Annotated in this window: 15 protein-coding genes, 10 tRNA genes and 1 riboswitch; of the genes, 15 read left to right on the top strand and 10 right to left on the bottom strand. The window is 46.7% G+C overall.

From position 1 onward, the window contains the following. Positions 1 to 58 precede the first annotated feature (58 nt). The 5 genes from SHD_RS11200 to gltX form a co-directional block, all read right to left on the bottom strand. Positions 59 to 134: transfer RNA gene (locus SHD_RS11200), tRNA-Glu, on the bottom strand. A gap of 64 nt (positions 135 to 198) precedes the next feature. Further along, positions 199 to 274: transfer RNA gene (locus tag SHD_RS11195), tRNA-Ala, on the bottom strand. 106 nt (positions 275 to 380) lie between these two features. Further along, a tRNA-Glu gene (locus SHD_RS11190) sits at positions 381 to 456 on the bottom strand. Between the two features lie 67 nt (positions 457 to 523). Further along, positions 524 to 599: transfer RNA gene (locus SHD_RS11185), tRNA-Ala, on the bottom strand. 104 nt (positions 600 to 703) lie between these two features. Beyond that, positions 704 to 2,113 carry a glutamate--tRNA ligase gene (gene gltX, locus SHD_RS11180; RefSeq protein ID WP_023267214.1) on the bottom strand — a complete coding sequence of 470 codons (1,410 nt, stop codon included), beginning with the start codon at positions 2,111 to 2,113 and terminating at the stop codon, positions 704 to 706. A gap of 598 nt (positions 2,114 to 2,711) precedes the next feature. On the opposite strand from gltX, the gene SHD_RS11175 reads away from it, so the two are divergent. The 12 genes from SHD_RS11175 (at position 2,712) to SHD_RS11120 (ending at position 10,521) form a co-directional block, all read left to right on the top strand. Continuing rightward, positions 2,712 to 2,787 (top strand) — tRNA-Val (locus SHD_RS11175). Between the two features lie 48 nt (positions 2,788 to 2,835). Continuing rightward, positions 2,836 to 2,911: transfer RNA gene (locus SHD_RS11170), tRNA-Val, on the top strand. Between the two features lie 32 nt (positions 2,912 to 2,943). Further along, positions 2,944 to 3,019 (top strand) — tRNA-Val (locus SHD_RS11165). Between the two features lie 41 nt (positions 3,020 to 3,060). After that, a tRNA-Val gene (locus SHD_RS11160) sits at positions 3,061 to 3,136 on the top strand. Positions 3,137 to 3,161: 25 nt separating this feature from the next. Further along, positions 3,162 to 3,237, top strand: a tRNA-Val gene (locus SHD_RS11155). Between the two features lie 25 nt (positions 3,238 to 3,262). Further along, a tRNA-Val gene (locus SHD_RS11150) sits at positions 3,263 to 3,338 on the top strand. 144 nt (positions 3,339 to 3,482) lie between these two features. Next, positions 3,483 to 3,713 carry a hypothetical protein gene (locus tag SHD_RS11145; RefSeq protein ID WP_023267212.1) on the top strand — a complete coding sequence of 77 codons (231 nt, stop codon included), beginning with the start codon at positions 3,483 to 3,485 and terminating at the stop codon, positions 3,711 to 3,713. A 394-nt stretch (positions 3,714 to 4,107) separates the two neighbouring features. After that, positions 4,108 to 5,127 carry a TRAP transporter substrate-binding protein gene (locus SHD_RS11140; protein WP_023267211.1) on the top strand — a complete coding sequence of 340 codons (1,020 nt, stop codon included), beginning with the start codon at positions 4,108 to 4,110 and terminating at the stop codon, positions 5,125 to 5,127. Positions 5,128 to 5,192: 65 nt separating this feature from the next. Then, entirely contained in the window at positions 5,193 to 5,837 is a 645-nt protein-coding gene (locus SHD_RS11135) for a TRAP transporter small permease (protein WP_023267210.1), read from the top strand. Next, positions 5,837 to 7,234, top strand: a complete 1,398-nt coding sequence (locus SHD_RS11130) for a TRAP transporter large permease (RefSeq protein WP_023267209.1) — start codon at positions 5,837 to 5,839, stop codon at positions 7,232 to 7,234. The genes SHD_RS11135 and SHD_RS11130 overlap by 1 nt, the downstream gene beginning before the upstream one ends. Before the next feature lie 99 nt (positions 7,235 to 7,333). Beyond that, on the top strand, positions 7,334 to 9,145 hold the full coding sequence (locus SHD_RS11125; protein ID WP_023267208.1) for a sensor histidine kinase: 1,812 nt from the start codon (positions 7,334 to 7,336) through the stop codon (positions 9,143 to 9,145). Beyond that, entirely contained in the window at positions 9,142 to 10,521 is a 1,380-nt protein-coding gene (locus SHD_RS11120; protein WP_011716480.1) for a sigma-54-dependent transcriptional regulator, read from the top strand. The genes SHD_RS11125 and SHD_RS11120 overlap by 4 nt, the downstream gene beginning before the upstream one ends. A gap of 125 nt (positions 10,522 to 10,646) precedes the next feature. Here the strand turns inward: SHD_RS11120 and SHD_RS11115 are convergent, their stop codons facing one another. Further along, entirely contained in the window at positions 10,647 to 13,718 is a 3,072-nt protein-coding gene (locus SHD_RS11115; RefSeq protein WP_039978148.1) for a transglycosylase domain-containing protein, read from the bottom strand. Positions 13,719 to 14,009: 291 nt separating this feature from the next. After that, entirely contained in the window at positions 14,010 to 14,588 is a 579-nt protein-coding gene (locus SHD_RS11110) for a thymidine kinase (RefSeq protein ID WP_039978146.1), read from the bottom strand. 541 nt (positions 14,589 to 15,129) lie between these two features. On the opposite strand from SHD_RS11110, the gene SHD_RS11105 reads away from it, so the two are divergent. Together SHD_RS11105 and SHD_RS11100 are read left to right on the top strand one after the other, a co-directional pair. Beyond that, the gene (locus SHD_RS11105) at positions 15,130 to 17,244 is read left to right on the top strand and encodes a multiheme c-type cytochrome (protein WP_039978144.1); all 2,115 of its coding nucleotides are present in this window, start codon (positions 15,130 to 15,132) and stop codon (positions 17,242 to 17,244) included. 170 nt (positions 17,245 to 17,414) lie between these two features. Next, positions 17,415 to 19,565 (top strand): M3 family metallopeptidase, encoded by a 2,151-nt coding sequence (locus tag SHD_RS11100; protein WP_023267204.1) that lies wholly within the window; start codon positions 17,415 to 17,417, stop codon positions 19,563 to 19,565. A 114-nt stretch (positions 19,566 to 19,679) separates the two neighbouring features. Here the strand turns inward: SHD_RS11100 and SHD_RS11095 are convergent, their stop codons facing one another. From SHD_RS11095 to SHD_RS11085, 3 genes are all read right to left on the bottom strand, one after another. Beyond that, entirely contained in the window at positions 19,680 to 21,248 is a 1,569-nt protein-coding gene (locus SHD_RS11095; RefSeq protein ID WP_023267203.1) for a Na+/H+ antiporter NhaC family protein, read from the bottom strand. Positions 21,249 to 21,327: 79 nt separating this feature from the next. Then, positions 21,328 to 21,524: riboswitch (Lysine riboswitch) on the bottom strand. 95 nt (positions 21,525 to 21,619) lie between these two features. Then, positions 21,620 to 22,546 carry an electron transfer flavoprotein subunit alpha/FixB family protein gene (locus tag SHD_RS11090; protein ID WP_023267202.1) on the bottom strand — a complete coding sequence of 309 codons (927 nt, stop codon included), beginning with the start codon at positions 22,544 to 22,546 and terminating at the stop codon, positions 21,620 to 21,622. A gap of 1 nt (position 22,547) precedes the next feature. Continuing rightward, positions 22,548 to 23,297 carry an electron transfer flavoprotein subunit beta/FixA family protein gene (locus SHD_RS11085; RefSeq protein WP_023267201.1) on the bottom strand — a complete coding sequence of 250 codons (750 nt, stop codon included), beginning with the start codon at positions 23,295 to 23,297 and terminating at the stop codon, positions 22,548 to 22,550. 310 nt (positions 23,298 to 23,607) lie between these two features. Between SHD_RS11085 and SHD_RS11080 the strand changes: the two genes are divergently transcribed. Beyond that, a complete protein-coding gene (locus SHD_RS11080) occupies positions 23,608 to 24,000 on the top strand; it encodes an H-NS histone family protein (RefSeq protein ID WP_023267200.1) in 393 nt (130 codons plus the stop codon). Positions 24,001 to 24,125 lie beyond the last annotated feature (125 nt).

Below are 24,125 nucleotides of genomic sequence, written 5' to 3'. Positions count from 1 at the left end.
TTTATCTCAAACAACTCGTTAGTCATTTGTGATGGACTCTATCTTATTAGGGATAGAGTGGTATCCCCTAGGGGATTCGAACCCCTGTTACCGCCGTGAAAGGGCGGTGTCCTAGGCCTCTAGACGAAGGGGACACAAGGACATATTAATTTGAAAACTATTAATGACTAACAGTGCTCTCGCTTAATACGGCGAATTTGGTGGAGCTAGACGGGATCGAACCGTCGACCTCTTGCATGCCATGCAAGCGCTCTCCCAGCTGAGCTATAGCCCCAAATTTTTTCGACATACTGACATTCAGTATATATCGCAGAAACTGGATTTGTTCTTACCAAACGACTCGTTAGCCATTTGCTAGGAACCCTATGTGATAAACATAGTGGTATCCCCTAGGGGATTCGAACCCCTGTTACCGCCGTGAAAGGGCGGTGTCCTAGGCCTCTAGACGAAGGGGACACAAGGACATATTAATTTGAATTGCATTATCACTAACGCTCATCCCGCTTAATATCGGCGGTAAGTTTGGTGGAGCTAGACGGGATCGAACCGTCGACCTCTTGCATGCCATGCAAGCGCTCTCCCAGCTGAGCTATAGCCCCAAACTTATCAAGCTGTATTTAAGTGCACTACAAGCATTCGCTCGTCTGTGTCTCAACTACGGGGCGCATTCTATGCAGCGCACCTAAATGTGTCAACTCGTTTTTTAGGAATTTATTCTATCTGCTACAAATTCAATCGCTTTGGATATTCTTTGCTCAGAACGCGCCTTTCCTATTAAGAATAAGGTGATATCTAAGCCAGGAGACTGCCCTGCACCTGTCACAGCGACACGTAATGGCATACCCACTTTACCCATTCCGACTTCTAATTCGGTCGCGGTGGCTTCAATCGCTTGGTGGATAGCTTCAACAGTCCATTCAGTTAATGCTGCCAGTTTTTGTTGCACTAATTGCAATGGCTCAAGCGCGACACCACGTAAGTGCTTTTTCGCTTGCTCGGCATCAAACTCTGCGAAGTCTTCATAGAAGTAGCGGCTAGAAGCGGCTAACTCTTTTAAGGTCTTAGCGCGTTCAGCCAGAGCCGTCACTACCGCAGATAACGCAGGGCCATTTGAGGTATCGATCTTTTGATCGTCCATATGCCATTGTAAGTGCGACGCCACATATTCAGGATCGAGTGTCTTAATATAATGTTGGTTTAACCAAAGCAGTTTTTCGGTATTAAAGGCAGAAGGCGCTTTGTTGATGTCGTCTAACTTAAAGATCTGCTTCATTTCTTCTAAAGAGAACACTTCTTGGTCGCCATGTGACCAACCTAAGCGAACTAAGTAGTTAAGCAGTGCTTCAGGCAGATAACCGTCATCACGGTATTGCATTACGCTGACCGCACCATGGCGCTTAGATAACTTGGCACCATCGTCACCTAGAATCATCGACACGTGGGCATATTCGGGAATAGGCGCGCCTAATGCTTTAAGGATGTTGATTTGACGTGGGGTGTTGTTGATATGGTCTTCACCACGAACCACACAGGTAATCCCCATATCCCAATCGTCGACAACCACACAGAAGTTATAAGTCGGAACGCCATCGGTACGGGCAATGATCAGATCATCTAATGCATCGTTTGAAAATTCGATACGACCACGAACATGGTCATCAAACACCACTGAACCGCCGATGGGGTTTTTGAAACGCACAACAAAAGGCTCATCGGTGTCGCGCGCTGGCAAATCACGGCAACAACCATCGTATTTTTGTGCTTCGCCGTTTGCCGCTTGTGCTTCTCTTAAAGCATCGATACGTTCACGCGAGCAATAACATTTATAAGCTGTGCCCTGCTCTAACATCTGCGCGATGATTTCGTTATAACGATCAAAACGCTTAGTTTGATAGTACGGGCCCTCATCCCACGTTAGACCTAACCAGTTCATGCCTTCTAAAATGGCATCACAGGCAGCCTGAGTTGAACGTTCAATATCCGTATCTTCGATACGTAAAACAAACTCACCATTATTGGCTCGAGCTTGTAACCAAGAATAAAGAGCTGTACGGGCACCGCCCACGTGCAAAAAGCCTGTTGGGCTTGGGGCAAAACGCGTCTTAGTTGTCATAATGGGACACTAACCTATATAAAGTCGTCTAGATAAAGACAATCACGGTAAAAAGTGGGCTTATTCTAGCAGCCTAAGTCTGCGCTGCAAATGGCACTGAGTGCAGGTATTGCAGATCCCCTCAAAGTATCGGCCCAAAGGTGAGCGCTTTAGATTACTCTGCTAAAGATGAGAATCCAGCATTCTATATCCGAAAACAAACACTCGAAAACCCAAGCCATGTAATCGAAACTACATAAAGGTTACGCATCTCTATTTAGAAACATGCCATCAAGATTTAGCAAAATAGATGAAGAGAATGGCGCAGCGCCCTCCTCTATTTATCGTTCAAGCCGTATCGACAACACTCTTCAGTCTAAAAAAGCCGCAAACCCTCAAAAAAGAACGCTTAACGATGCAATTGGCTGACTTTTGGCAAGATGAGCGAAAAAGCCTGAAAAGAAAATACCGACGAAATTGTCCAATAAAGTAACACTTTGAATGATGACGTGATTAACATTAAGTCAATCCGAGCAAAAATAGCGCGACCAATGCTTTTTTCATTAAAAAGCGTTGACACTCGATCGAACCTCCCTATAATACGGCTCCACACAGCAGAGGTCGCTTAGCTCAGCTGGGAGAGCACCTCCCTTACAAGGAGGGGGTCACTGGTTCGATCCCAGTAGCGACCACCATGTGTTAAATGCAAATTTAATCATGGTATACAAGTTGTTATATGCCCGGGTCGCTTAGCTCAGCCGGGAGAGCACCTCCCTTACAAGGAGGGGGTCACTGGTTCGATCCCAGTAGCGACCACCATATACTTCTCATCCTCTGTGTCGTCATTCTCCGGTCGCTTAGCTCAGCCGGGAGAGCACCTCCCTTACAAGGAGGGGGTCACTGGTTCGATCCCAGTAGCGACCACCATATTTTTAGAATGACATTAAAATTTGTATTGAAAGAATTCCGGTCGCTTAGCTCAGCCGGGAGAGCACCTCCCTTACAAGGAGGGGGTCACTGGTTCGATCCCAGTAGCGACCACCATATTCTTCAGTACTGATTTACCCCGGGTCGCTTAGCTCAGCCGGGAGAGCACCTCCCTTACAAGGAGGGGGTCACTGGTTCGATCCCAGTAGCGACCACCATACTCTTCAGTATTGATTTACCCCGGGTCGCTTAGCTCAGCCGGGAGAGCACCTCCCTTACAAGGAGGGGGTCACTGGTTCGATCCCAGTAGCGACCACCATAATTCCCCCAAAAACTTTACCCCTAGCTCAACTCAACTATGCTTGATCTTAATCAGCATCTGCTTAACTGAGTCTGTTACCCGATATTCAATCCAATTAAACGCTGCTGATTGTTGCCTTAGGCATATTTGGAGATCAATACTATGGCCAGCGTCAGTCAATCTGCATCCCTCAGCAATATTGCAGCGTATCTAAAACATACCCATGCCTGTGATGAGCAAACCGCTCTCAAAGAAGCCCGTGAAGTCATGCAAAATCTCGTCAGCATGCGCCAAAAAGGCTTTATTACTGGCTGGTACTTCGATGAGCGCGGGCATTTGGAGTTACTTCCGAGTGATGAAATTCTTAAGCGAATAGGTGAAGATCATGGCTGACTACCCCATTACTTCATCTTAGCCATCCTACCTATCCCCTTCTCCACATCCATTTTTCAAACCATTTTTGATCTAAAAGCAACTTATTTTGCTCAGTTAATCGTCAAACTAAAAACCTCTGCTCATACACCACAAAATGCAGTTTGGGTGGATTTCCACCCATAGCCAAAATCAACGTGAGCGAGATCTCACCCACAAAACTAAAAGTGTGACAAACATCAAATGAACTACACTTTATTAACCAAACACTTACAGAGTGCATCGTAAGTTGGCGTGGTATTTGCCTTTATTAAGACAGACCTCAGGGAAATCAAGGCTGTATTCCTACTCACACTTGGTAACAAACTAACCAAGGCTGAGGACAAATCCTAACAACAGAAAAAGGAACTCAAAAATGACATTGAATCAACAAATGGGTATCACACGTCCATTAAAAACCGTAGCTAAGATGCTGGCACTGGCCTCAGTGTTCGCGACCAGCTTTAACCTGTTTGCGGCGCCCGTTGAAATCAAGTTCTCCCACGTGGTTGCAGAAAATACGCCAAAGGGTCAAATGGCGTTGAAGTTTAAAGAACTCGTTGAGCAACGTTTACCTGGTGAATATACGGTCAGTGTATTCCCTAACTCACAGTTATTTGGGGATAACAACGAGTTAGCGGCACTGCTGTTAAACGATGTGCAATTTGTCGCGCCTTCTCTCTCTAAATTTGAGCGTTACACTAAGCGCCTACAGGTTTTCGACCTGCCATTCCTGTTTAATGACATGGATGCAGTAAACCGTTTCCAACAAGGCGAAGCTGGCCAAGCCCTGCTGAACTCAATGAGCCGTAAAGGGATTGTCGGTTTAGGTTATCTGCACAATGGTATGAAGCAGTTCTCTGCTAACACACCACTGAAACAACCTTCTGATGCTAAAGGCTTAAAATTCCGTGTAATGGCATCTGACGTATTAGCCGCCCAGTTTGATGCTGTGGGCGCTATCCCAGTGAAGAAACCATTCTCTGAAGTGTTTACCCTGCTGCAAACCCGCGCAATCGATGGTCAAGAAAACACTTGGTCTAACACCTACTCACAAAAATTCTATGAAGTTCAAAGCCATATTACAGAAAGTAACCACGGCGTACTGGACTACATGGTCGTGACGTCTGACGCCTTCTGGAAAAGCTTACCAGCGGATAAACGTAAAGTGATCAAAGAAGCCTTAGATGAATCCATCGCTTTAGGTAACAAGATCGCTGCTGAAAAAGATAACGAAGACAAGCAATTAATCCTTGATTCTAAACGTTCACAACTGGTGACCTTAACACCAGAAGAACGTCAAAAATGGATTGATGTAATGAAACCTGTTTGGGCGAAGTTTGAAGACCAAGTAGGTAAAGATGTGATTGAAGCCGCTGTTGCTGCAAATAAATAATAATGAAATAAACCGCTTAACCTCTTTTTGAGGTTAAGCGGTATTTGAGCGAGGGGAGTACAGCTGTGATATCGCGAATTTTTGGTTACTTTGAAGAAGGGGTGCTTAACCTCTTGATCACCTTAATGACACTCTTAGTGTTTACTGAGGTAGTGGCGCGGTTTTTCTTCAATACTGGTTTTTTATGGATCCAAGAACTGACTTTAACCCTCTGTGGTTGGTTTGTGCTCTTTGGTATGTCCTACGGGGTGAAAGTCGGTGCTCACATCGGTGTTGATGCGTTTGTAAAAAATCTGCCCCCTAAGGCTAAAAAGATCACTTCCCTAGTGACGGCATTGATTTGTTTAGCTTATTGCGGATTGTTTTTAAAGGGTAGCTGGCAATATCTATCACAAATGTACCAAATCGGCGTACCGATGGAAGATATTCACTTTCCAAAGTTTCTGTTAAACAGCTTAGATCCCGACTTTGCTTGGAACACTTTAAAGATTGATGTCGAAGACGGCGCTGTGCCCATTTGGTTATCCCAAAGCATTCTATTAATTGGTTTTAGCATGTTGACTTGGCGTTTCTTAGAACTGTTTATCGCCATCCTACGCAACCAAGTTTCTGGATTCCAATTTGCCGACGAAGCGAAAGAAAGCATGCATTTAATTGATGAAGGTGCTCAGCACGCACAACAAGAAACAGACAATAAGGAAGCGAAGTAATGGCCATTGCGACCCTCTTTACTGCCCTACTCGTCTGTATGTTTTTAGGTATGCCTATCGCGATTGCGTTAGGTTTCTCGAGCATGCTGACGATTTTATTCTTCTCCAACGATTCCCTCGCCTCAGTGGCGTTAAAACTTTATGAGTCATCGTCAGAGCACTATACCCTGCTGGCGATCCCATTCTTTATTCTGTCCTCAGCCTTCCTGTCAACCGGTGGGGTGGCACGACGGATCATCGACTTTGCGATGGACAGTATCGGCCATATCCGTGGCGGTTTAGCCATGGCCTCTGTGATGGCCTGTATGTTGTTTGCCGCGGTTTCAGGTTCTTCCCCAGCAACTGTGGCCGCCATTGGTTCGATTGTTATCGTCGGTATGGTGAAAGCAGGTTACCCCGAAAAGTTTGCCGCAGGTGTGATTACCACTTCTGGCACCTTAGGGATTTTGATCCCCCCTTCAATCGTGATGCTAGTGTATGCGGCGGCGACGGAAGTGTCGGCAGCCAGAATGTTTATGGCGGGCTTAATCCCAGGTTTGATGATGGGCTTCCTGCTGATGATAGTGATTTATATCGTTGCCCGTTTTAAAAATCTGCCATCACGCCCTTTCCCCGGCTTTAAACAACTGGGTATTTCCAGTGCCAAAGCCTTAGGCGGTCTGGCGCTGATCTTTATCGTGTTAGGTTCAATCTACGGCGGTGTGGCCAGTCCAACCGAAGCCTCTGCCGTAGCCTGTATGTATGCCTATTTCATTGCGGTATTTGGTTATCGCGATATTGGCCCATTGAAAAATGTCGCATGGCGTAACCCTAATGAGCCTATTCCCAGCGCCATTGTCCGTAACTTAAGCCATATGGCGCTCGGACTGATTAAAACCCCAATCGACAAAGAAATCCGCCATGTGGTGCGCGACGGGGCAAAGGTCAGCATCATGCTGCTGTTTATCATTGCCAACGCCATGCTATTCGCCCACGTGCTGACTACAGAGCGTATTCCCCATATTATTGCCGAATACATTGTGGGCATGGGCTTACCCGCGTGGGGCTTCTTGATCATTGTCAACTTACTGCTGTTAGCGGCGGGTAACTTTATGGAGCCATCGGCCATCGTGCTGATTATGGCGCCAATCCTGTTCCCGATTGCGACTCAGTTAGGTATCGATCCTATCCACTTAGGTATCATCATGGTGGTGAACATGGAAATTGGTATGCTGACACCGCCGGTGGGGCTTAACCTCTTCGTCACTGCGGGGATCACAGGCCGCAGTATCGGCTGGGTGATCCAATCAGTACTACCGTGGTTAGCACTGATGTTAGCCTTCTTGGCGCTTATCACCTACGTGCCACAAATCTCCCTGTTCTTGCCAGAATTTCTGGATAAGCTCAACGGATATTAATCTCAAGGAATAAGGATTATTCCTTGATTCTAGATAGTTTTTAAGCGAGCCTACTCAGGCTCGCTTTGTTTTATTCAGTGTGGATCAGGATTACCCGCTATGTTGCCCATGACGCCCAAGGCCAAACAACGTCTTTTAATGACCATAGTGCTACTTGCGGGCTTATTTGCCATCTTAAAATTAACCTACTGGGTGCACTTTCATCAGGGCAAAATTGACATCCAACAACAATCAGAGCGACAACTCAAAGAACTGGTTAACTTTTTAGATGGTGCCCTGTCACGCTACGAGAGTATTCCCCACGTATTGTCAACCAACCCTATGCTAGCCGATGTATTAAACGATCAGCAAAATGCTAAGAAGGTTCAAGAGCTCAACCTGTATTTAGAAGAAATTCAGCATGTCACTGAGGCATCCGATATTTATCTTATCGACGCCCTCGGCATTGCGATTGCCGCCAGCAACTGGCAGCAGCCTTTTTCATTTATCGGCAAAGACTACTCCTTCAGACCCTATTATACCGATGCGATTTCGGGCAATTTAGGCCGCTACTATGCGGTGGGCACCAGTTCGGATAAGCGCGGCTTTTACTTCTCCTATCCTATTTATCAACAAGGTGGAAAAGGTATTCTGGGCGCCATTATTGTGAAAGTGGATATCGCTGATATCGAGCAACAAAGCACCAGTATTGCAATGGCGGGGCAATATCAATTCCTCATCAGCGATCCCGATGATATCGTATTTATCTCCAGTGTCGATGAGTGGCGTTTAACCTCACTGACGCCACTCACGCAAACTAAACAATATGCCTTAAATGCCTCAAAACGTTACGCAGAGCGGCCGATTGGCGAATTACTGATAAAGCCACAATATCAAGAAGATAGCCTGAGTCATGGCCATATTTATCAGATCCGTGCAGGTAAAAATCTGGCGCAATATATGGATACCCATCATTTGATGACTAAAGCGGGTTGGCGGGTGCATATTCTTGCGCCAATGAAGCCCCTGCTCGAATCGATGCCCGCACTTATGCTGCTATCGGCCTCTATCTACTTACTGCTCGCCTTAGGTTTACTCTTTAGCAGCGAGCGGCGCCGCAACCTACAACGGATGCAACTCGCCCAGAGTTTACTAGAGCAGAGGGTGGAAGAGCGCACCCAAGATCTGCAGCAGGCCAATGATCGCCTTAAAGATACTCAGGATGAGCTTATTCAAGCGGCCAAGTTGACCGTAATAGGCAGCCTATCCGCGAGTATCAACCACGAGCTGAATCAACCCTTAGCCGCCCTTCGCAGCTATGCACAAAATACCCAAACCTTCCTCGCCCGCAATATGCAGGATAAAGCACTTGATAATCTTAAGATTATTATCGAACTGACCGACCGCTTAGCTGATATTGTTGGCCAATTTAAGAGTTTTACCCGTAAGAGCCAAGGCACGGATAGCGCGACCGATCTTAAGGGCTGTATCAAACAAGCACTCACCATAGTCCAGCCCGAAATCGACAAACAAGGGGTTGAGCTCGATGTGCTGCTACCCGAAGGCCAATATCAGGTTTGGGGTGATAAAGTGCGATTGCAGCAAGTGTTTGTGAATATTATGAGCAATGCGATTGTCGCCATGCAGCAATCTTCAAAACGGACACTGAGTATTAGGGTAAACTGTGCGGACAAGTTTTGTATCAGTATTCAAGACTCAGGCCCCGGGGTGCGCGAGAGTCAAATGGAGAAGATTTTCGAGCCCTATTTCACCACCAGCGAGCGTACAGGGCTTGGCCTGGGTTTATCCATTTCCCAGCGCATTATTGAGTCTATGCAGGGGCAAATTAATGTTGCCAATGCCGAGGACGGCGGCGCGATTTTCCATATTATTTTACCAATTTATTTAGCCGAGGAACGTCAGTCATCATGAGTCTGCCCAATTCAATTCAAGACTATAGCGTACTGATCATCGACGATGAGCCCCATATTGGCACAGTGTTAGTCCAACTGTTTGAGCTGGAAGGCATTAAAGCCTTCGCCACTACCGATCCCAAAGGGATAGCCAAATTACTCGACAGGGACTGGGCGGGCGTGGTGATTTCCGATGTGAATATGCCGCAATTAGATGGCATCAGCTTGATGCAGCAAATTCGTCAGCAGGACCCAGATTTACCCGTCGTGCTGCTCACCGGCTTTGGCGATATCGCCATGGCGGTCAATGCCTTAAAACAAGGCGCCTATGATTTTCTCGAAAAACCCTTTAACAACGAACACATGCTAGATGTGGTGAAACGCGCCTTAGATAAACGCAGCCTCACCCTAGAGAACCGTAAATTAAAGAAAGAGTTAGAAAGCCATAACGTGCCCGGGCCAAGAATATTAGGCCACAGTGTTGGCATTTTGCGTATGCGCCATATTATCGACCAAGTAATCGACACTCCCGCCGATGTGCTTATCGAAGGTGAAACGGGTACGGGTAAGGAATTGGTCGCCCGCTATCTGCACGACCACAGTAGTCGTAATCAGGCTAACTTTGTCGCTATTAACTGCGGCGCGATTCCCGAGAACTTGATTGAGAGCGAACTTTTTGGCGCCGAAGCCGGAGCCTTTACCGGTGTGGATAAACTGCGTATCGGTAAGTTTGAGTATGCCAACGGCGGCACACTCTTTTTAGATGAAATCGAAAGTACGCCACTGTCGTTACAGGTCAAACTGCTGCGGGTGCTCGAAGATCGCAAGGTCGAGCGCCTAGGCTCCAATAAGAGCATTCATTTGGATATTCGAGTGATTGCCGCCACTAAGGTGGATTTAAAGTCCCTGTGCGACACGGGAGAGTTTCGCCAAGACTTGCTCTATCGCTTAAATCTAGTGACAGTGCCCATTCCACCACTCAGGGATCGCCGCGAAGATATTCCCTTATTATTCTTACACTTTGCCCGTATGGCCTCGGCGCGTTATCACAAGGCGCTGATTGCCCTCAATGCCGAGCAGAATGCTATCCTCACCTCACACGACTGGCCAGGTAATGTGCGCGAGCTGCGAAATCTGGCGGAACGTTATGTATTACTCGGTGGTGAAGCCGCCTTCGCCGGCAGCTTAGGTAATGCCCCGAGTCTGCATACCAGCATGTCGCTGCTGCAACGGGTCGAGTTTTTTGAGCGGGTATTGATTGAAGAAGCCCTAAGTCATAACAAGGGCAGCATTAAGCAGACCATGGAACAACTCGAACTGCCCCGTAAAACCTTGTACGACAAGATGCGTAAGTACGATTTAGACCGCAAACAATATATCAACGCTGACGAGTAAGCCTGTCGGTGCCAATAAAAACCCCGCAAACCGATTCACGGCTGCGGGGTTTGTTTTATCTAAGGAACCTCAAGCTAGCATTCCAATGCTGATGTATCAAAAATGCATATCGCAAAAGTGAGTCATTACTCATCCCGCACACACATGCCCTTCGAGGATTTCACATAGGGCGCGAGAATTGGCATCATGCCTTTCATAACCTGTAATGGCAGCGCCGAGGTAAAACTAAAATCGTCCGACTTACTGCCCGGCACAAACGCAGTTAAAGTGCCGAAATAGCTATCGCCTAAGTAAAAAACAAACGTCGCGGTACGGTTCATCGCCGTGGTAGCCACTTTGCGGCCCTGCTGCATCTGGGTCACGATACGGTTATCACCGGTCCCCGTTTTACCACCAATTGCCAGCATCTCGCCGTTGTCGTCGGTAAAGATACCCTTAAGACGTCGTGCAGTACCGTTTTGAACCACGTTTGCCAGCGCAGCCTTTAAGGCTTGGGCGACTTCATGGCGCATCACTCGTTCGCCTTGGGTATTTTGGTTTTCGAGCCGAACTTCATAGGGCGTCTCTTCGGCAAAGTGCAGTTGATTAATCCGCACCGTCGGTAAACGATAACCATCGTTTTGAATAATCCCCATCAATTCCGCCAGCGCTGCGGGTCTGTCACCCGAACTACCCAGCGCCGAGCCTAAAGAAGGCACCATAGATTCAAATGGATAGCCTAAACGCGCCCAACGCTGATGAATGTCGAGGAAGGCTTCCACCTCAAGCATCACTTGTACCCGCACATCCCGCGCGTTTTTATGTCGGGTTCTAAACAACCAACGGTAAACCTCTTGGCGCTCATCCTTACTGGCCTCTTTCACATCGTTGAGGTTGGCCTCAGGATGTTGATTCAAATAATCAAGCACCCAGAGTTCGAGCGGATGCACCCGCGCGATATAACCTTGGTCGGGCAGATTATATTTCTCAGGACCGTACTTGTTATACAGCTCTTTAATGCGTTTATCCGTGTAATTGTTTTGCGGTAAACGCTGTTGCAAAAAGGCTTTAAACGAGGCCATGGATTCATTAGGCTGCAAATAACGGTAAGCCGCGGTAAGCTGCTGCTCCGCTTGGGTTTGGCCATCAAAAAACAGTTCTAAACGCTCATTGGGCGCCACTTTCTTATATTTACGGTAGAACTTATTGACGAAGGTATTGCCTTCGCGATCAGCAAATACGCGTAAATATTCCTCACGGCGCGGGTCCTTATCGTTACGCAGCAAACGCGCCATATTGCCTTCGTTTTGCATGCTGCTGCTGTAGTTAACTATGTCCCGCATTAAGCGCACAAAGGGCAAGTTGATCGAGTCTTGCAGCGCTTGATACATGGTCGGAACCTTAAGATCTTCTGTTTTCTTAAAGTTATTAAATACATGCAAACCACCACCCGTGAAGAATTGCTCATTCGGTGAGGCAGAATATTCCCGTTGTAGCGCCGCATCCAACATGCGGTCAAGGCGTCTATCCGGATTCACAATTAAGTAATCAATCGCCCAGCGCGTGAGATGATCGCGGGGCTCAATCTCAATCGACTCTAACTCAATACCGTGTTTCTTCGAGTATTTGTCGTGGATTTCGGCAATGATCTCCAAGTAAGTTGCGAGCACTCTCAGTTTAGCCGTCGAGCCCAGCTCTAACTTACTGCCTTCGTTAATATCAAAAGGCTGGTCGGTACTGTCGGTTTGCACCCGCACTCGGTTAGCCGTCTCGGTTTTTTCATAGAGGGTAAAACTGTAGAGCACGTTTTGCAGCTGGCTGGGCTCGAGTAAGCGCTCACCTAAGAGACCTACTTTTTCGGCCGTTGATACTTGCCCAAGGCTACGTAAGTAATGACTTACCTGCTGTTGCAATTCACTGTGCAAGCTGCTGTTTACGGTCAAATCGAGCCTGTCTAAATCATATAAACCGACATTTAGCATGCCCGCGGTACGAATGCGTATGGTATTAACGCCTTTATCCGCTCCCGACTGAGTATTACGCTGGGGTTTAACGACCTTAAACTGTAATTTTTGAGCCAATGCCGCATCCCGCAGTTTACGGTCAATCAAATAATACTGGCCGAGTAAACGGATATGGCTGTCGACGAGGTTTTCTAAATCCTCATGTCCCTGTAACAAATAATAGGAGGGACGACGCTGGGCAATCATTAACGCCACCACTTGACGGAACACTTGGCCTCGCTTAGACGCATTGGCCTTCACTTGCGGCGAAGCAAGTAGTTTATTAGCGGTATCAAAATCGGTACCAAACCACGCCCACAGGCCATCGCCTATGCCATGCACTTCACCGTGGTTAGGCGCAGAGGATAAAGGCACAGTATTTAAATAATCTTGGATAATGCGTTTACGGGCAGGCTCGGTAATTTCCCCCTGCTGATAAACGCGCACTGTGGCCGAGCCAATTTGCAGCAGTTTATCCTTAATGCTTAAGGTTAACCCTTGGGAGGAATGGCGGAACTTCTCGATTTGTGTCGCCAGCGTACTGCCACCGGCGGTAGAGACATTCATCCCCACCATTTCAGCAATTTGACTCATCCCCGCCACAATAAAACGTGGCCAATCGATCACCGGATTCAGTTTTGGCTCAGTAGTCCATAACTCGCGGTTTTCAATAAATAACAAGGTATTGACGATTTCATTGGGGATTTTATCGTCATCCTGATACACACGCTTAGGATAGGTAAACTCGTAGAGATCAGTGTTACGACAGTCGAGCAGAGTCAAACCCGATTGCGCTTTCTCATGGTAAGGCGGGAAAAATCCCATCTTAGCGTATTCCTGCAGCGCGGGAGAAAACTCGACTTGCTGCGTCACCTGGAAGTTACGTTGCAGCAATCTATCGATATATTGCGGCAACTTACTGTAGCCGTGACGCTCATCAAAGGGGCCGTAGCTTGGATAGATAATTGACTGAGTGGGCTGATTTTTCAGCTCATAGGTCAAGGTCTTAGCATATTGGTGAACATACTTTGATTGGTAAAAGGAGGTTTTTACCTCCTGCCCAATCAAAATTGCTACACAGAGGATCAGTATAAAAAATAGGAACCAGACACGCCCCTTGGATCTTGGCTTACGCTGACGCTTAGCCTTAGGTTCGGGTTGTGGCGGACGTGGACGATAATTTTCGAATTGCATTTCTTGCGTAGAATTAGGCAAAACGGCTCCAAAAAATCACTAATCAAATCCTTTCTACGTGGGAAAATTCCCAACCTATGCTCAACACATCAGGTTGAATAGCGAATATAAACAAACCACTAGTAATTAGTTTATATCCACATGTCTGCAATGTTATCGCAGTTAAATTGAGCAAGATCTAACCCGCATAGGATGATTGCGTCTTGTTGTTAGATCTCACGCTATTTTAATGAGTTGGCAGCATGCCTCAAAGTGGTTAGCGCAAAAATACTTTTACGCATTATTGAAACGATTATCGGCTTAAGGCCGATGCTAATCCCAAATAAACTCACGAAAATGCTTACGACAAACCGATTCGTAACTTTCATTACCACCAATTGCGACCTGCTCACCTTCGCGCATCACTTTACCTTCACCATCGAGGCGTACCACCATATTGGCTTTACGACCGCAGTGACAGATGGTTTTCAGCTCGACTAATTTATCAGCCCAGGCCAATAAATAATGACTACCAGTAAAAAGCTCACCTTGGAAGTCGGTACGCAATCCGTAACACAATACTGGGATATCAATTTTATCAACAACATAGGTAAGTTGTTTGACTTGTTCTTTGCTTAAGAATTGGCATTCATCCACCAACACACAACTTAGGTGATTCTGTTGATGGGCAGCGGTGATCATCTCAACCAAATTATCATTACTGCTAAATACCTGTGCGTCGGTTTCAATCCCAATCCGTGAAGCCACCTTGCCTTTGCCATATCTGTCGTCGATAGAAGCCGTCATCACAAGGGTATTCATGCCGCGCTCGCGGTAGTTATAAGAAGACTGTAATAGAGAGGTAGATTTGCCCGCATTCATTGCTGAATAGTAAAAGTACAATTGCGCCAAAATGAATCCCTTTTTCTAACTGAGTTATCATTTCTCTGTATCCAGAGTTTATGCCGCCAAGTTTACCATTGCCTCGCCCCCTAACACACTAGGCCAGTCTCAGCTTTTATACTGAAATCTCACTCTCGATTTTACTGAGATATTTTGACGGCTTCAGCGAATATCAGAATTGTCTGTTTATTGTTCGCCACCCTCTCTAAATTGCAAAACGTAAAAACAGAGCAAGCTCTAAAACGACAATTGTTACAATAAGCTTAATTTAACCTTAAATATTGTTTTATATAAGAAAATTCACATTAACAAAAGTTTAGAAATGCGATCTACCTCCAAAGTTATAGGCTTAAATGCGGTTTGGCTCAAAAAACAAACATACCCATAACAGTAATATTTCGTTCGAGACAAAACGTGCTCAATTTTAAAAAAAATAAAACCTATACGATGCTTGCAAATTAAATCAGCGGCTATAAGCACTAATCTCCCCTGCAAATTTAGTGCTGCAATCCGTGCCTTTAAATGCGTATTGGATTAAATGGAGATTATGATGAGAATATTCACCTCTAAAAAACTCGCATACCTTGTTGCCTTAGCACTGACAGGTGCTCTAGTCGGTTGCGGAAGTGATGGTAAAGATGGTGTGGATGGTGCACCAGGTACTCCGGGAACCCCCGGCACACCTGGAACTCCAGGTGAACCTTGGGTTCCACCTCCAGTAACGAGTTCAACTGTCACTAATGTAAAAGTACTGAACTATAGCTTTGGTGAAGGCAGTATCACCTATGAATTTCAGATCACTGACGAAAACGGCAACTTAATCAATGGACTGAAAAATGCTGAAGCCAAAGTTGCAGCATTAACCGATAAAGGCTTTATCAATAATAGAAATGAAGCCGACAAAACAGACGCAAGTGGCAATCCTGTCAAAGATAATGTCAATATCGGTGGCGCTGCGACTCAATCTACAGAAGGCGCAGAGATCAAATCATTAGGCGATGGTCACTATAGCTTTAAGGCACCGATGAAAGGCGTCAATGCAGCCACTGAGGGCATTGTATGGCTCAGAGTCGGCGGTAATGCTGAAACTGGCATTGCTCGATCAGCACCGCTGGTGGTGAATAAGCCCGAAGGCACTCATTCAACCACGACCGATAGTTGCTATTCCTGTCACGTAGACTATTCAACAAGCCCACGTCGTCACGCTAGTTATGTGGCCACCGGCATGGACAGCGAAGTCACCTTCGTTGAAGGCTGTTTAGTCTGTCACGGCTCAGTTAGCTTTGCAGCAAAAAATGCCGAAGGTTTCTCAATCGGCGGTTATGCTACCAATACCTTGTCTAAGATTGGCCACATTAATCACCAGAAATTCACTAAAGATTTCAGTGTGATGAACTGTAGTTCTTGCCACGTTGAAGCACCGACTAATATCAGTGTTTCAGGCCCAGGCTGTATCGACTGTCATAACACTGGCGGCGTACCAGGCGCGATCGTGCCAAGTAATGGTGCCGATGTGCGTCCAATGCATGAAGGTAAAACAGGTATTACTGAGCGCCAAGCATTACGTGCTAAGTATAAACTTGAATTATCTACCCCTGTTAAAGTTGATGATATTTCAACAAAAACTGATCATTATGCGCCAACTGGTGCAGCTTCTGCCGTTACCGCACCAGGCTGGTGTACCACTCTGACAGTAAAAGATACTGACGGTAATATCTTTAGCATTAAAGATAACTTCAACTACTCAAATCCGCTGGTATTTGATGCCAAGAAACCGATTGTCTATGCAGGCGCTTATCTACATGCCTATGACAATAACACCTTAGTCGGCCGCCCTGGAAACCGTACGAACTATTACTATGGCTATAACGCCGATGGCACTAAGAATATCTGTCACCTACTGACCGATATCAGCGCAGTGAACGCTAACTATGCCTACTCTGCACGTGTCACCTTCAGCACTGCTGGCTGGATGGAATACGACGGTAACCAACGCTATCAGAGCAATGGCAACCTCAGAGCCAACGGTTATGACGGTTCAATGGGTGTATCCTTCACCGCATACTCAGATGTGGTAAATCCAGTCACAGCTGCAAAAGTTTCAGCTTTTGAGCGTCGCACAGTGATCAGCGATAATAGCTGCACCACTTGCCATAACGATGCCACCGCCTTCCACAAAAACGGTGCATTCGATCAAGGCGGTAACGGTTGTATTGCCTGCCACGATAACGGTATGGCACGGACTTCGGCCACTCTGGGTGCTGGTTTTGGTCCTATGATCCACAGCTGGCACTGGGGTAATGGTGCGAATGTCGGTGAGATGAAGGCCGATGGCACTCAAGCCAAGACCGCAAACGGTGCAGGCGCCATCAATCCAGTCACCAGCTGTGTTGCCTGTCACGAAACCGCGATTGATTTAAATAAAGTGCCAAATCAATACATCCTTGAGCCTGGTAACAAGATGACCAGCCCTGTCACGGCAAACTGTTATGCCTGCCATACTGGCGATGCAGTCAAAGCCCACATGGTGAGCAACGGTGGCGAGATCAGCGTTCCAGCCACTGGCGACTGGTTCAAGCAACCTACGGGTGAATCTTGTGCCGTGTGCCACAACGCGGGTAGCAGCTCTGGTATCGATAAATACCACAACTTTACCCGTAAGTAGTTAGTCGTCCCGCTATTTTCCCTGCAAGGAAATAGCCCAAGCGTCCTACGATTGTAGGGCGCTTTTTTGTTTACTTTTTCTTACAACTTCACCCCATAGGTTTTCAGTCCCATTTAAGTTAGTAACGTTAGAGTCACAAAAAACTACAATTCTAAGGAAATCACTCAACTATGCGTAAAAGTTTTATTGCCATCGCCATTGGCGCCACACTGATGACAGGAGCACTGGCAGGTTGTAGCTCTCAAGATACCAAAGCCGTAAATGTGACCGCAGTTCAAACCCAAAATCCTCTGTTCCAAGCCAGTACGCTGCAATACCAAGCGCCTGATTTCAGCGTGATTAAGGACGAGCATTTTCAGCCCGCATTAGAGCAAGGCATTAAAGAGCATTACCAAGAGATTTTGGCCATTGCTAACAATCCTGCCGCCCCGACCTTTGACAACACTATTGTCGCCATGGAAAAAAGTGGCGCCCTGCTCAACCGTGCATCGAGCGTGTTTTACAACCTAGCAGGTTCAAACAGCAATCCAGCCCTGCGTAAAATCCAAGGCGAAATGGCGCCCAAAATGGCGGCTCACTCGGATAACATCAACCTCAATCCAGCACTATTCGCCCGTATTGAAGCCATTTATAACGACCGTAATAACTTAGGCTTAACCCCTGAAGCGGTTCGTTTGGTTGAGGTGTATCACCAACGCTTTATCATGGCCGGCGCTAAGCTGACCGATGAGCAGAAAGTGAAGATCCGCGCCCTGAACGAAGAGCAATCGACGCTCACCAACGAGTTCTCACAACGTTTACTGCGCTTAACCAAAGAAATTGCCATCGTTGTCGATAACAAAGAGCAATTGGCGGGCCTAAGTGACAGCGAGATCACCTCGGCAGCCAACGATGCCAAGGCCGCGGGTCACGAAGGTAAGTACCTAATCAACATCACCAACACCACTCGCCAGCCTGTGCTCGCCTCTTTAGAGAACCGTGAACTGCGCCAACGCATTTGGGAAGCCTCGGCAAACCGTGGCTTAACGGGTGAAAACGAAACCGCATCTTTAGTGTCTCGCTTAGCCCAATTACGTGCCGAGCGCGCTGCCCTCTTAGGTTATGAAAACTGGGCCAGCTACCGCCTCGCGCCACAAATGGCGAAAACCCCAGAAGCGGTATACAGCATGTTTGGTTCTATGGTGCCAGCTGTCGTAGCCAATACAGAGAAAGAAGCGGCCGATATTCAAGCGATGATCGACAAGACTGGCGGCAAGTTTGAACTCGCGCCATGGGACTGGGAATTCTACGCCGAGAAAGTTCGCCAAGAGAAATATGCCCTCGATGCGAGTAGCATTCGTCCTTACTTCGAATTTAACCGCGTACTCGAAGACGGCGTGTTCTACACCCTCAAAGAACTCTATGGCGTCACCTTAAAGCCACGTCCAGATTTACCCGTGTACCACCCAGATGTGAAAGCCTACGAAATGTTTGATGCCGATGGTTCGAGCATGGCGATTTTCTATGCCGACTACTTTGCCCGTGAAGGCAAACGTGGCGGCGCATGGATGAGCTCGTTCGTGGGTCAATCCTTCCTCGAAGGCACTAAGCCTGTCGTGGTTAACGTGATGAACATTAAAAAGGCGCCAGAAGGACAACCGACCTTCGTCAGCTACAACGAAGTCACCACTATGTTCCACGAAATGGGCCATGGTACCCACGGTATGTTCTCTAAGGTGACTTACCCAAGCTTGGCTGGTACTTCGGTCTCCCGTGACTTTGTGGAATTCCCATCAACCTTCGAAGAGGACTGGGCTGCCCACCCTAAAGTGTTAGCCAACTACGCCAAACACTATGAAACCGGTAAGCCAATTCCCGATGATTTGCTGCAAAAACTGCTGAAATCCGGCAGCTTTAACCAAGGTTTTGATACCTTAGAGTATATGGCTGCTGCGCTAGTGGATATGGAATGGCACTCATTAAGCCCTGATGCACCATTGCAAGATGTGGCGACATTTGAAGCCAATGCGCTGAAAAAGCACGGCTTAAATATCACCGCCGTACCACCACGTTATAAGTCAACTTACTTTGCCCACGCCTTCCCGGGTGGTTACTCAGCAAGTTACTACGCTTATATGTGGAGTGAGATTTTAGCAGCTGACGCCTTTGCCTATGTGCAAACGCAAGGTGGTCTCAACCGTGAAATCGGTATGAAATACCGCAAGACGATTCGCGAAGTGGGCAACAGCATTGCACCAATGGAAGCCTACAAAAACTTCCGAGGTAAAGAGCCTACCACCGAAGGGTTATTGAATCGACGTGGACTCAACACCGCCCTGTAATTTGGGATGAGTGAACGATAAAAAATCAGCCAGCATAATGCTGGCTGATTTGTTTTTAGCGCTCGGTAAATACACAGAGAAGACTCGCGAATAAACCGCTCGCTGAAGTCAGGCTTATTTCGCGTTACTTTGGGATTTAAACCGTAACCACACAATGCTCAAGACAAACAGCACGCTACAGGTCAATAGTCCCGCATTCACCGATTCTGTAAAGCCAAGCACCACATAACCCACCATGCTGATCAGCGCCACAATCACAGCGTAAGGCAGCTGAGTCACAACATGGTCAATATGGTGACAGCTCGCGCCGGTTGACGACAAAATCGTGGTATCCGAAATCGGTGAGCAGTGATCACCAAATACCGCGCCCGCCAAAACCGAAGCCAGCATAGGTAACATCATGGCTGTATGACTGCCCATCGCCATATCGGCGGCAATCGGCAGCATAATGCCGAATGTGCCCCAACTGGTGCCGGTAGAAAACGCCGTCAGACCCGCTAACACAAACATCAATGCAGGTAAGAAGGCAAAGGGAATGTTCCCTGTGGCGAGGCTTGCCATAAACTTACCAGTCTCAAGCTGGCCAATCACGCCCGCGATGGTCCAAGCAAATAACAGGATATAAATCGCAGGCAGCATAGAGCGAGCGCCCTGCACCACGCCTTTGACGACCATCGACTTTTCAACGCCTTGTACTAGGTTAAGCACCAGCGCAACCGCTAAACCAATCAGTGCACCAAAGAACAGTGATGAACTCACATCGGTTTTTTCAAAAGCAGAAATAATATTAAATTCAATGCCTTCTTTCGCTAACACCTGAGCACCGCTGTCAATCATAAAATACAGGGTCGCAAATACCAGCACGGTAATAGGTAAGAATAAACCGAGGATTTTACCCGTTTCGGCTTCGGGTAAATCGGCATTCGCTCCAGGTGGCAATCCTTTATTCTCATCATATAAATTACCGCGCTGTGCATTTAATTCATGCTCACGCATAGGGCCAATATCCAAGCCCATAAATGCAACACAAAGTAATAATAATAAAGAGAAAATAGCGTAGAAATTCATAGGGATCATTTGAATAAACACACTCAAATGACCAGAGTCAGCAAAACCGTGGGCGGTTAATATGCCGCCGATCAGCGCGATAATATAAGCGCCCCAACTGGATACCGGCGAAATAACGCAAACTGGCGCCGCCGTTGAATCTAATAAATAGGCTAACTTAGCGCGAGAAATATAATAACGATCGGTGACGGGCCTTGCGACGGAACCTACGACTAAGCTATTGAAATAATCGTCAATAAAGACAACACAGCCTAAAAACATGGTCAGTAATTTGGCATCGCGTTTATTGCGAATATGCAGGCGCGCCCAATCGGCAAATGCCCGCGCACTACCACTGACAGTAATTAATGCCGTGATCATCCCTAATACAATTAAAAAGCCGAGAATGTATAAATTCCAAGAATTTACGCCATCTTCTGACCAAAAGAGTCCTTTTACACTGTTAAATAAAAACTCACCGCTGGCCACAGGTGAAAATTGATTGAGTAATAACACCCCAATCACAATACCTAAACCGAGGGAAAGGAGAACGCGGCGAGTGAAAATCGCCAACACAATTGCGACCACAGGCGGCAGCAGAGAAAGTGCCGAATCGGCGTAACTTACTACAGTCATTGATTATTTCTTCGTCAAAATACGAATGGAGGGCGACTGAACTGGTGGGAAAAGGCAATAGATACCCAAGATCACCTGTCCTATCAGTAGCGCTCCATAGTAACTATTCCTAATATCCGTATCAGAAAATACTATGGCAGTGTTGTACCTATTCGGCACAACCCCAGCAGTTGATCGTGATAAATCAAACCACTTCGGCACCAAATCCTTTCGTGAACGATCAACGGAATCACCCTACTGATCACTACTGATATTTGGTGCGCCTCTACTTCTAAGAACGCCCATGCACGGGCGTGAGGCACATAAAAACATAAGCGGCTAAGCAGTTGCCACCGCAAAGCCGCTTACTTTGACTTAGATCACGGATAAAATCAACCTAGAGTTGAAATCAACTCTGGAACGGCGTCAAACAGGTCGGCTTCGAGACCATAATCGGCCACCTGGAAGATTGGCGCTTCAGGATCTTTGTTGATTGCCACAATCACCTTAGCGTCTTTCATCCCGGCTAAATGCTGGATCGCGCCCGAAATCCCCACGGCGATGTAGAGGTTTGGCGCCACAATCTTACCGGTTTGACCCACTTGCAGATCGTTAGGCACAAAACCTGCGTCAACCGCGGCGCGCGAAGCCCCAACAGCGGCACCGAGTTTGTCCGCCAATTGCTCTAACATACCGAAGTTTTCACCGCTGCCCATACCACGGCCACCAGAAACGATAATGCCCGCATTACCTAACTCTGGACGCGCAGAAACAGTCAATGATTGAGACACAAACTGAGTTTTGGCTTCAAACACTTTATCTAAGTTGGTAACTGCAGCACTGTTGCCCTGCGCCGCCGCATCGAAGGCACTGGCACGGACTGTCATCACTTTAATCGCGTCATGGCTTTGTACTGTTGCTAAAGCGTTTCCTGCGTAAATTGGGCGAACAAAAGTGTCGCTGCTCACAACGCCAATCACTTCAGAAATTTGCGCAACATCTAACAGTGCTGCCACACGTGGTAGCGTATCTTTGCCAGCACTCGATGCTGCAGCCAAGATATGGCTGTAGTTTGGTGCTAAGTCCACCAGCAATTTAGCTACGTTTTCGGCTAAATGCGCTTCATAGGCACTATTGTCGGCGACCAATACTTGAGCGACGCCTTGCAGGGCTTGCGCGGCTTGTGCCACAGCACCACATTGGTGGCCCACCACTAATACATGTACATCATCACCAATTGCACGCGCGGCGGTGACAACCTTTGCGGTATCCAGTTTCAGTGCCGCATTATCGTGTTCTGCTAATACTAAAATGGCCATGTTAGATCACCTTCGCTTCATTTTTTAACTTTTCAACCAGCTCAGCTACCGACGCAACCATGATGCCTGCTTTACGTTCTGCAGGTGGCGTCACCTTCACCACAGTTTGATGGGCTTTTAGCGTCACACCTAAATCCGCAACAGTGAGCATATCTAATGGCTTACGTTTAGCTTTCATGATGTTAGGTAATGAAGCGTAACGAGGTTCGTTCAAACGTAAATCGGCTGTCACCACAGCAGGCAGCTGCAGACTTAAGGTTTGCATCCCGCCATCTATCTCGCGAGCCACTTGCACTGAATGACCTTCAACTTTGATTTCAGAAGCAAAAGTGGCTTGTGGCATATCCATTAATGCCGCAAACATTTGACCAGTTTGGTTATTATCGCCATCGATAGATTGCTTACCAAACAGCACTAATTGCGCTTGTTCTTTTTCTTGTACGGCTTTGAGTAATTTGGCAATCGATACTGGGGTTAACTCTTCTTCAGTATCAATGTGAATCGCACGGTCAGCACCTAATGCTAACGCGGTACGTAATTGTTCTTGAACAGCTTTATTGCCGATACTGACGACCACTACTTCAGTAGCACTGCCCGCTTCTTTTAAACGAACCGCTTCTTCTACTGCAATTTCACAAAAAGGGTTCAACGCCATTTTGAGGTTTGCGGTATCAACGCTGGTGTTGTCAGCTTTTACCCTGACCTTCACATTGGCATCAACTACGCGCTTAACAGGCACCAATACTTTCATAGGGTTTCCTTCCTACACTTTCATGTACATGGACAAAACATTGGTCATCACCAATGCAGGATAGAGCCACTTTACGTCCTGTTAACGTTAACGTCAACCAAAGTCAAACACCTGTTTGCATTTTTTAAGACTGTGGTATTGGCCACATTTTTGAACAGTTATTTGCCACATATAAAAAGTTCAAAAATTAAATAATATTTAATTTCTGTTTATTGCATAATTTTATTTGATTCGAGCAATATTAGTTTCTATCATTTAGCTGTTGTTCACCATTATCCTGTAATAAAAATAGAGTGGGACGAAAATAGATATGAGCGAATTTTTAGAAATATTAACTCACGGTCGTCGTTTTAAAGCTGCTGTAAAAGATTTGAGCCTCGAAGAATTGCGTGATTTAGCTGCAAAACTGGATAAGATTCTCACAGAGCGTGAATCTATGGCTGAAGAAGAACAGCAAGCTATCGCTGCTCGTAATGCAAAGATCGAAGAAATCCGTCAACAAATGGAAGCTGTTGGTTTATCAATCGACGATTTAGGCGGTGTTGCAGTTAAAGCTGTAAGCAAAAAGCGCGCTCCTCGTCCAGCAAAATACCAAATCGAAGTTAACGGCGAAGTGATCCAGTGGACAGGTCAAGGTCGCATGCCAACGGTATTTAAGAACGAAGTCAATAAAGGCCGTTCTATGGATGATTTCTTAATCTAATCCAATATAGTGTGTAATAGCGATGCGCTATTAACACTGAGTAACATAAAAAAGCTCGCACCCTGCGAGCTTTTTTATGCCCAGCAGAATCCCCCTCAGCATTCAAGCACATGCTTAAATTGCGT

This window comes from Shewanella decolorationis S12, assembly GCF_000485795.1.
In the GTDB taxonomy this organism is placed as follows: domain Bacteria; phylum Pseudomonadota; class Gammaproteobacteria; order Enterobacterales; family Shewanellaceae; genus Shewanella; species Shewanella decolorationis.
This window is presented reverse-complemented; position numbering and strand designations above follow the sequence as displayed.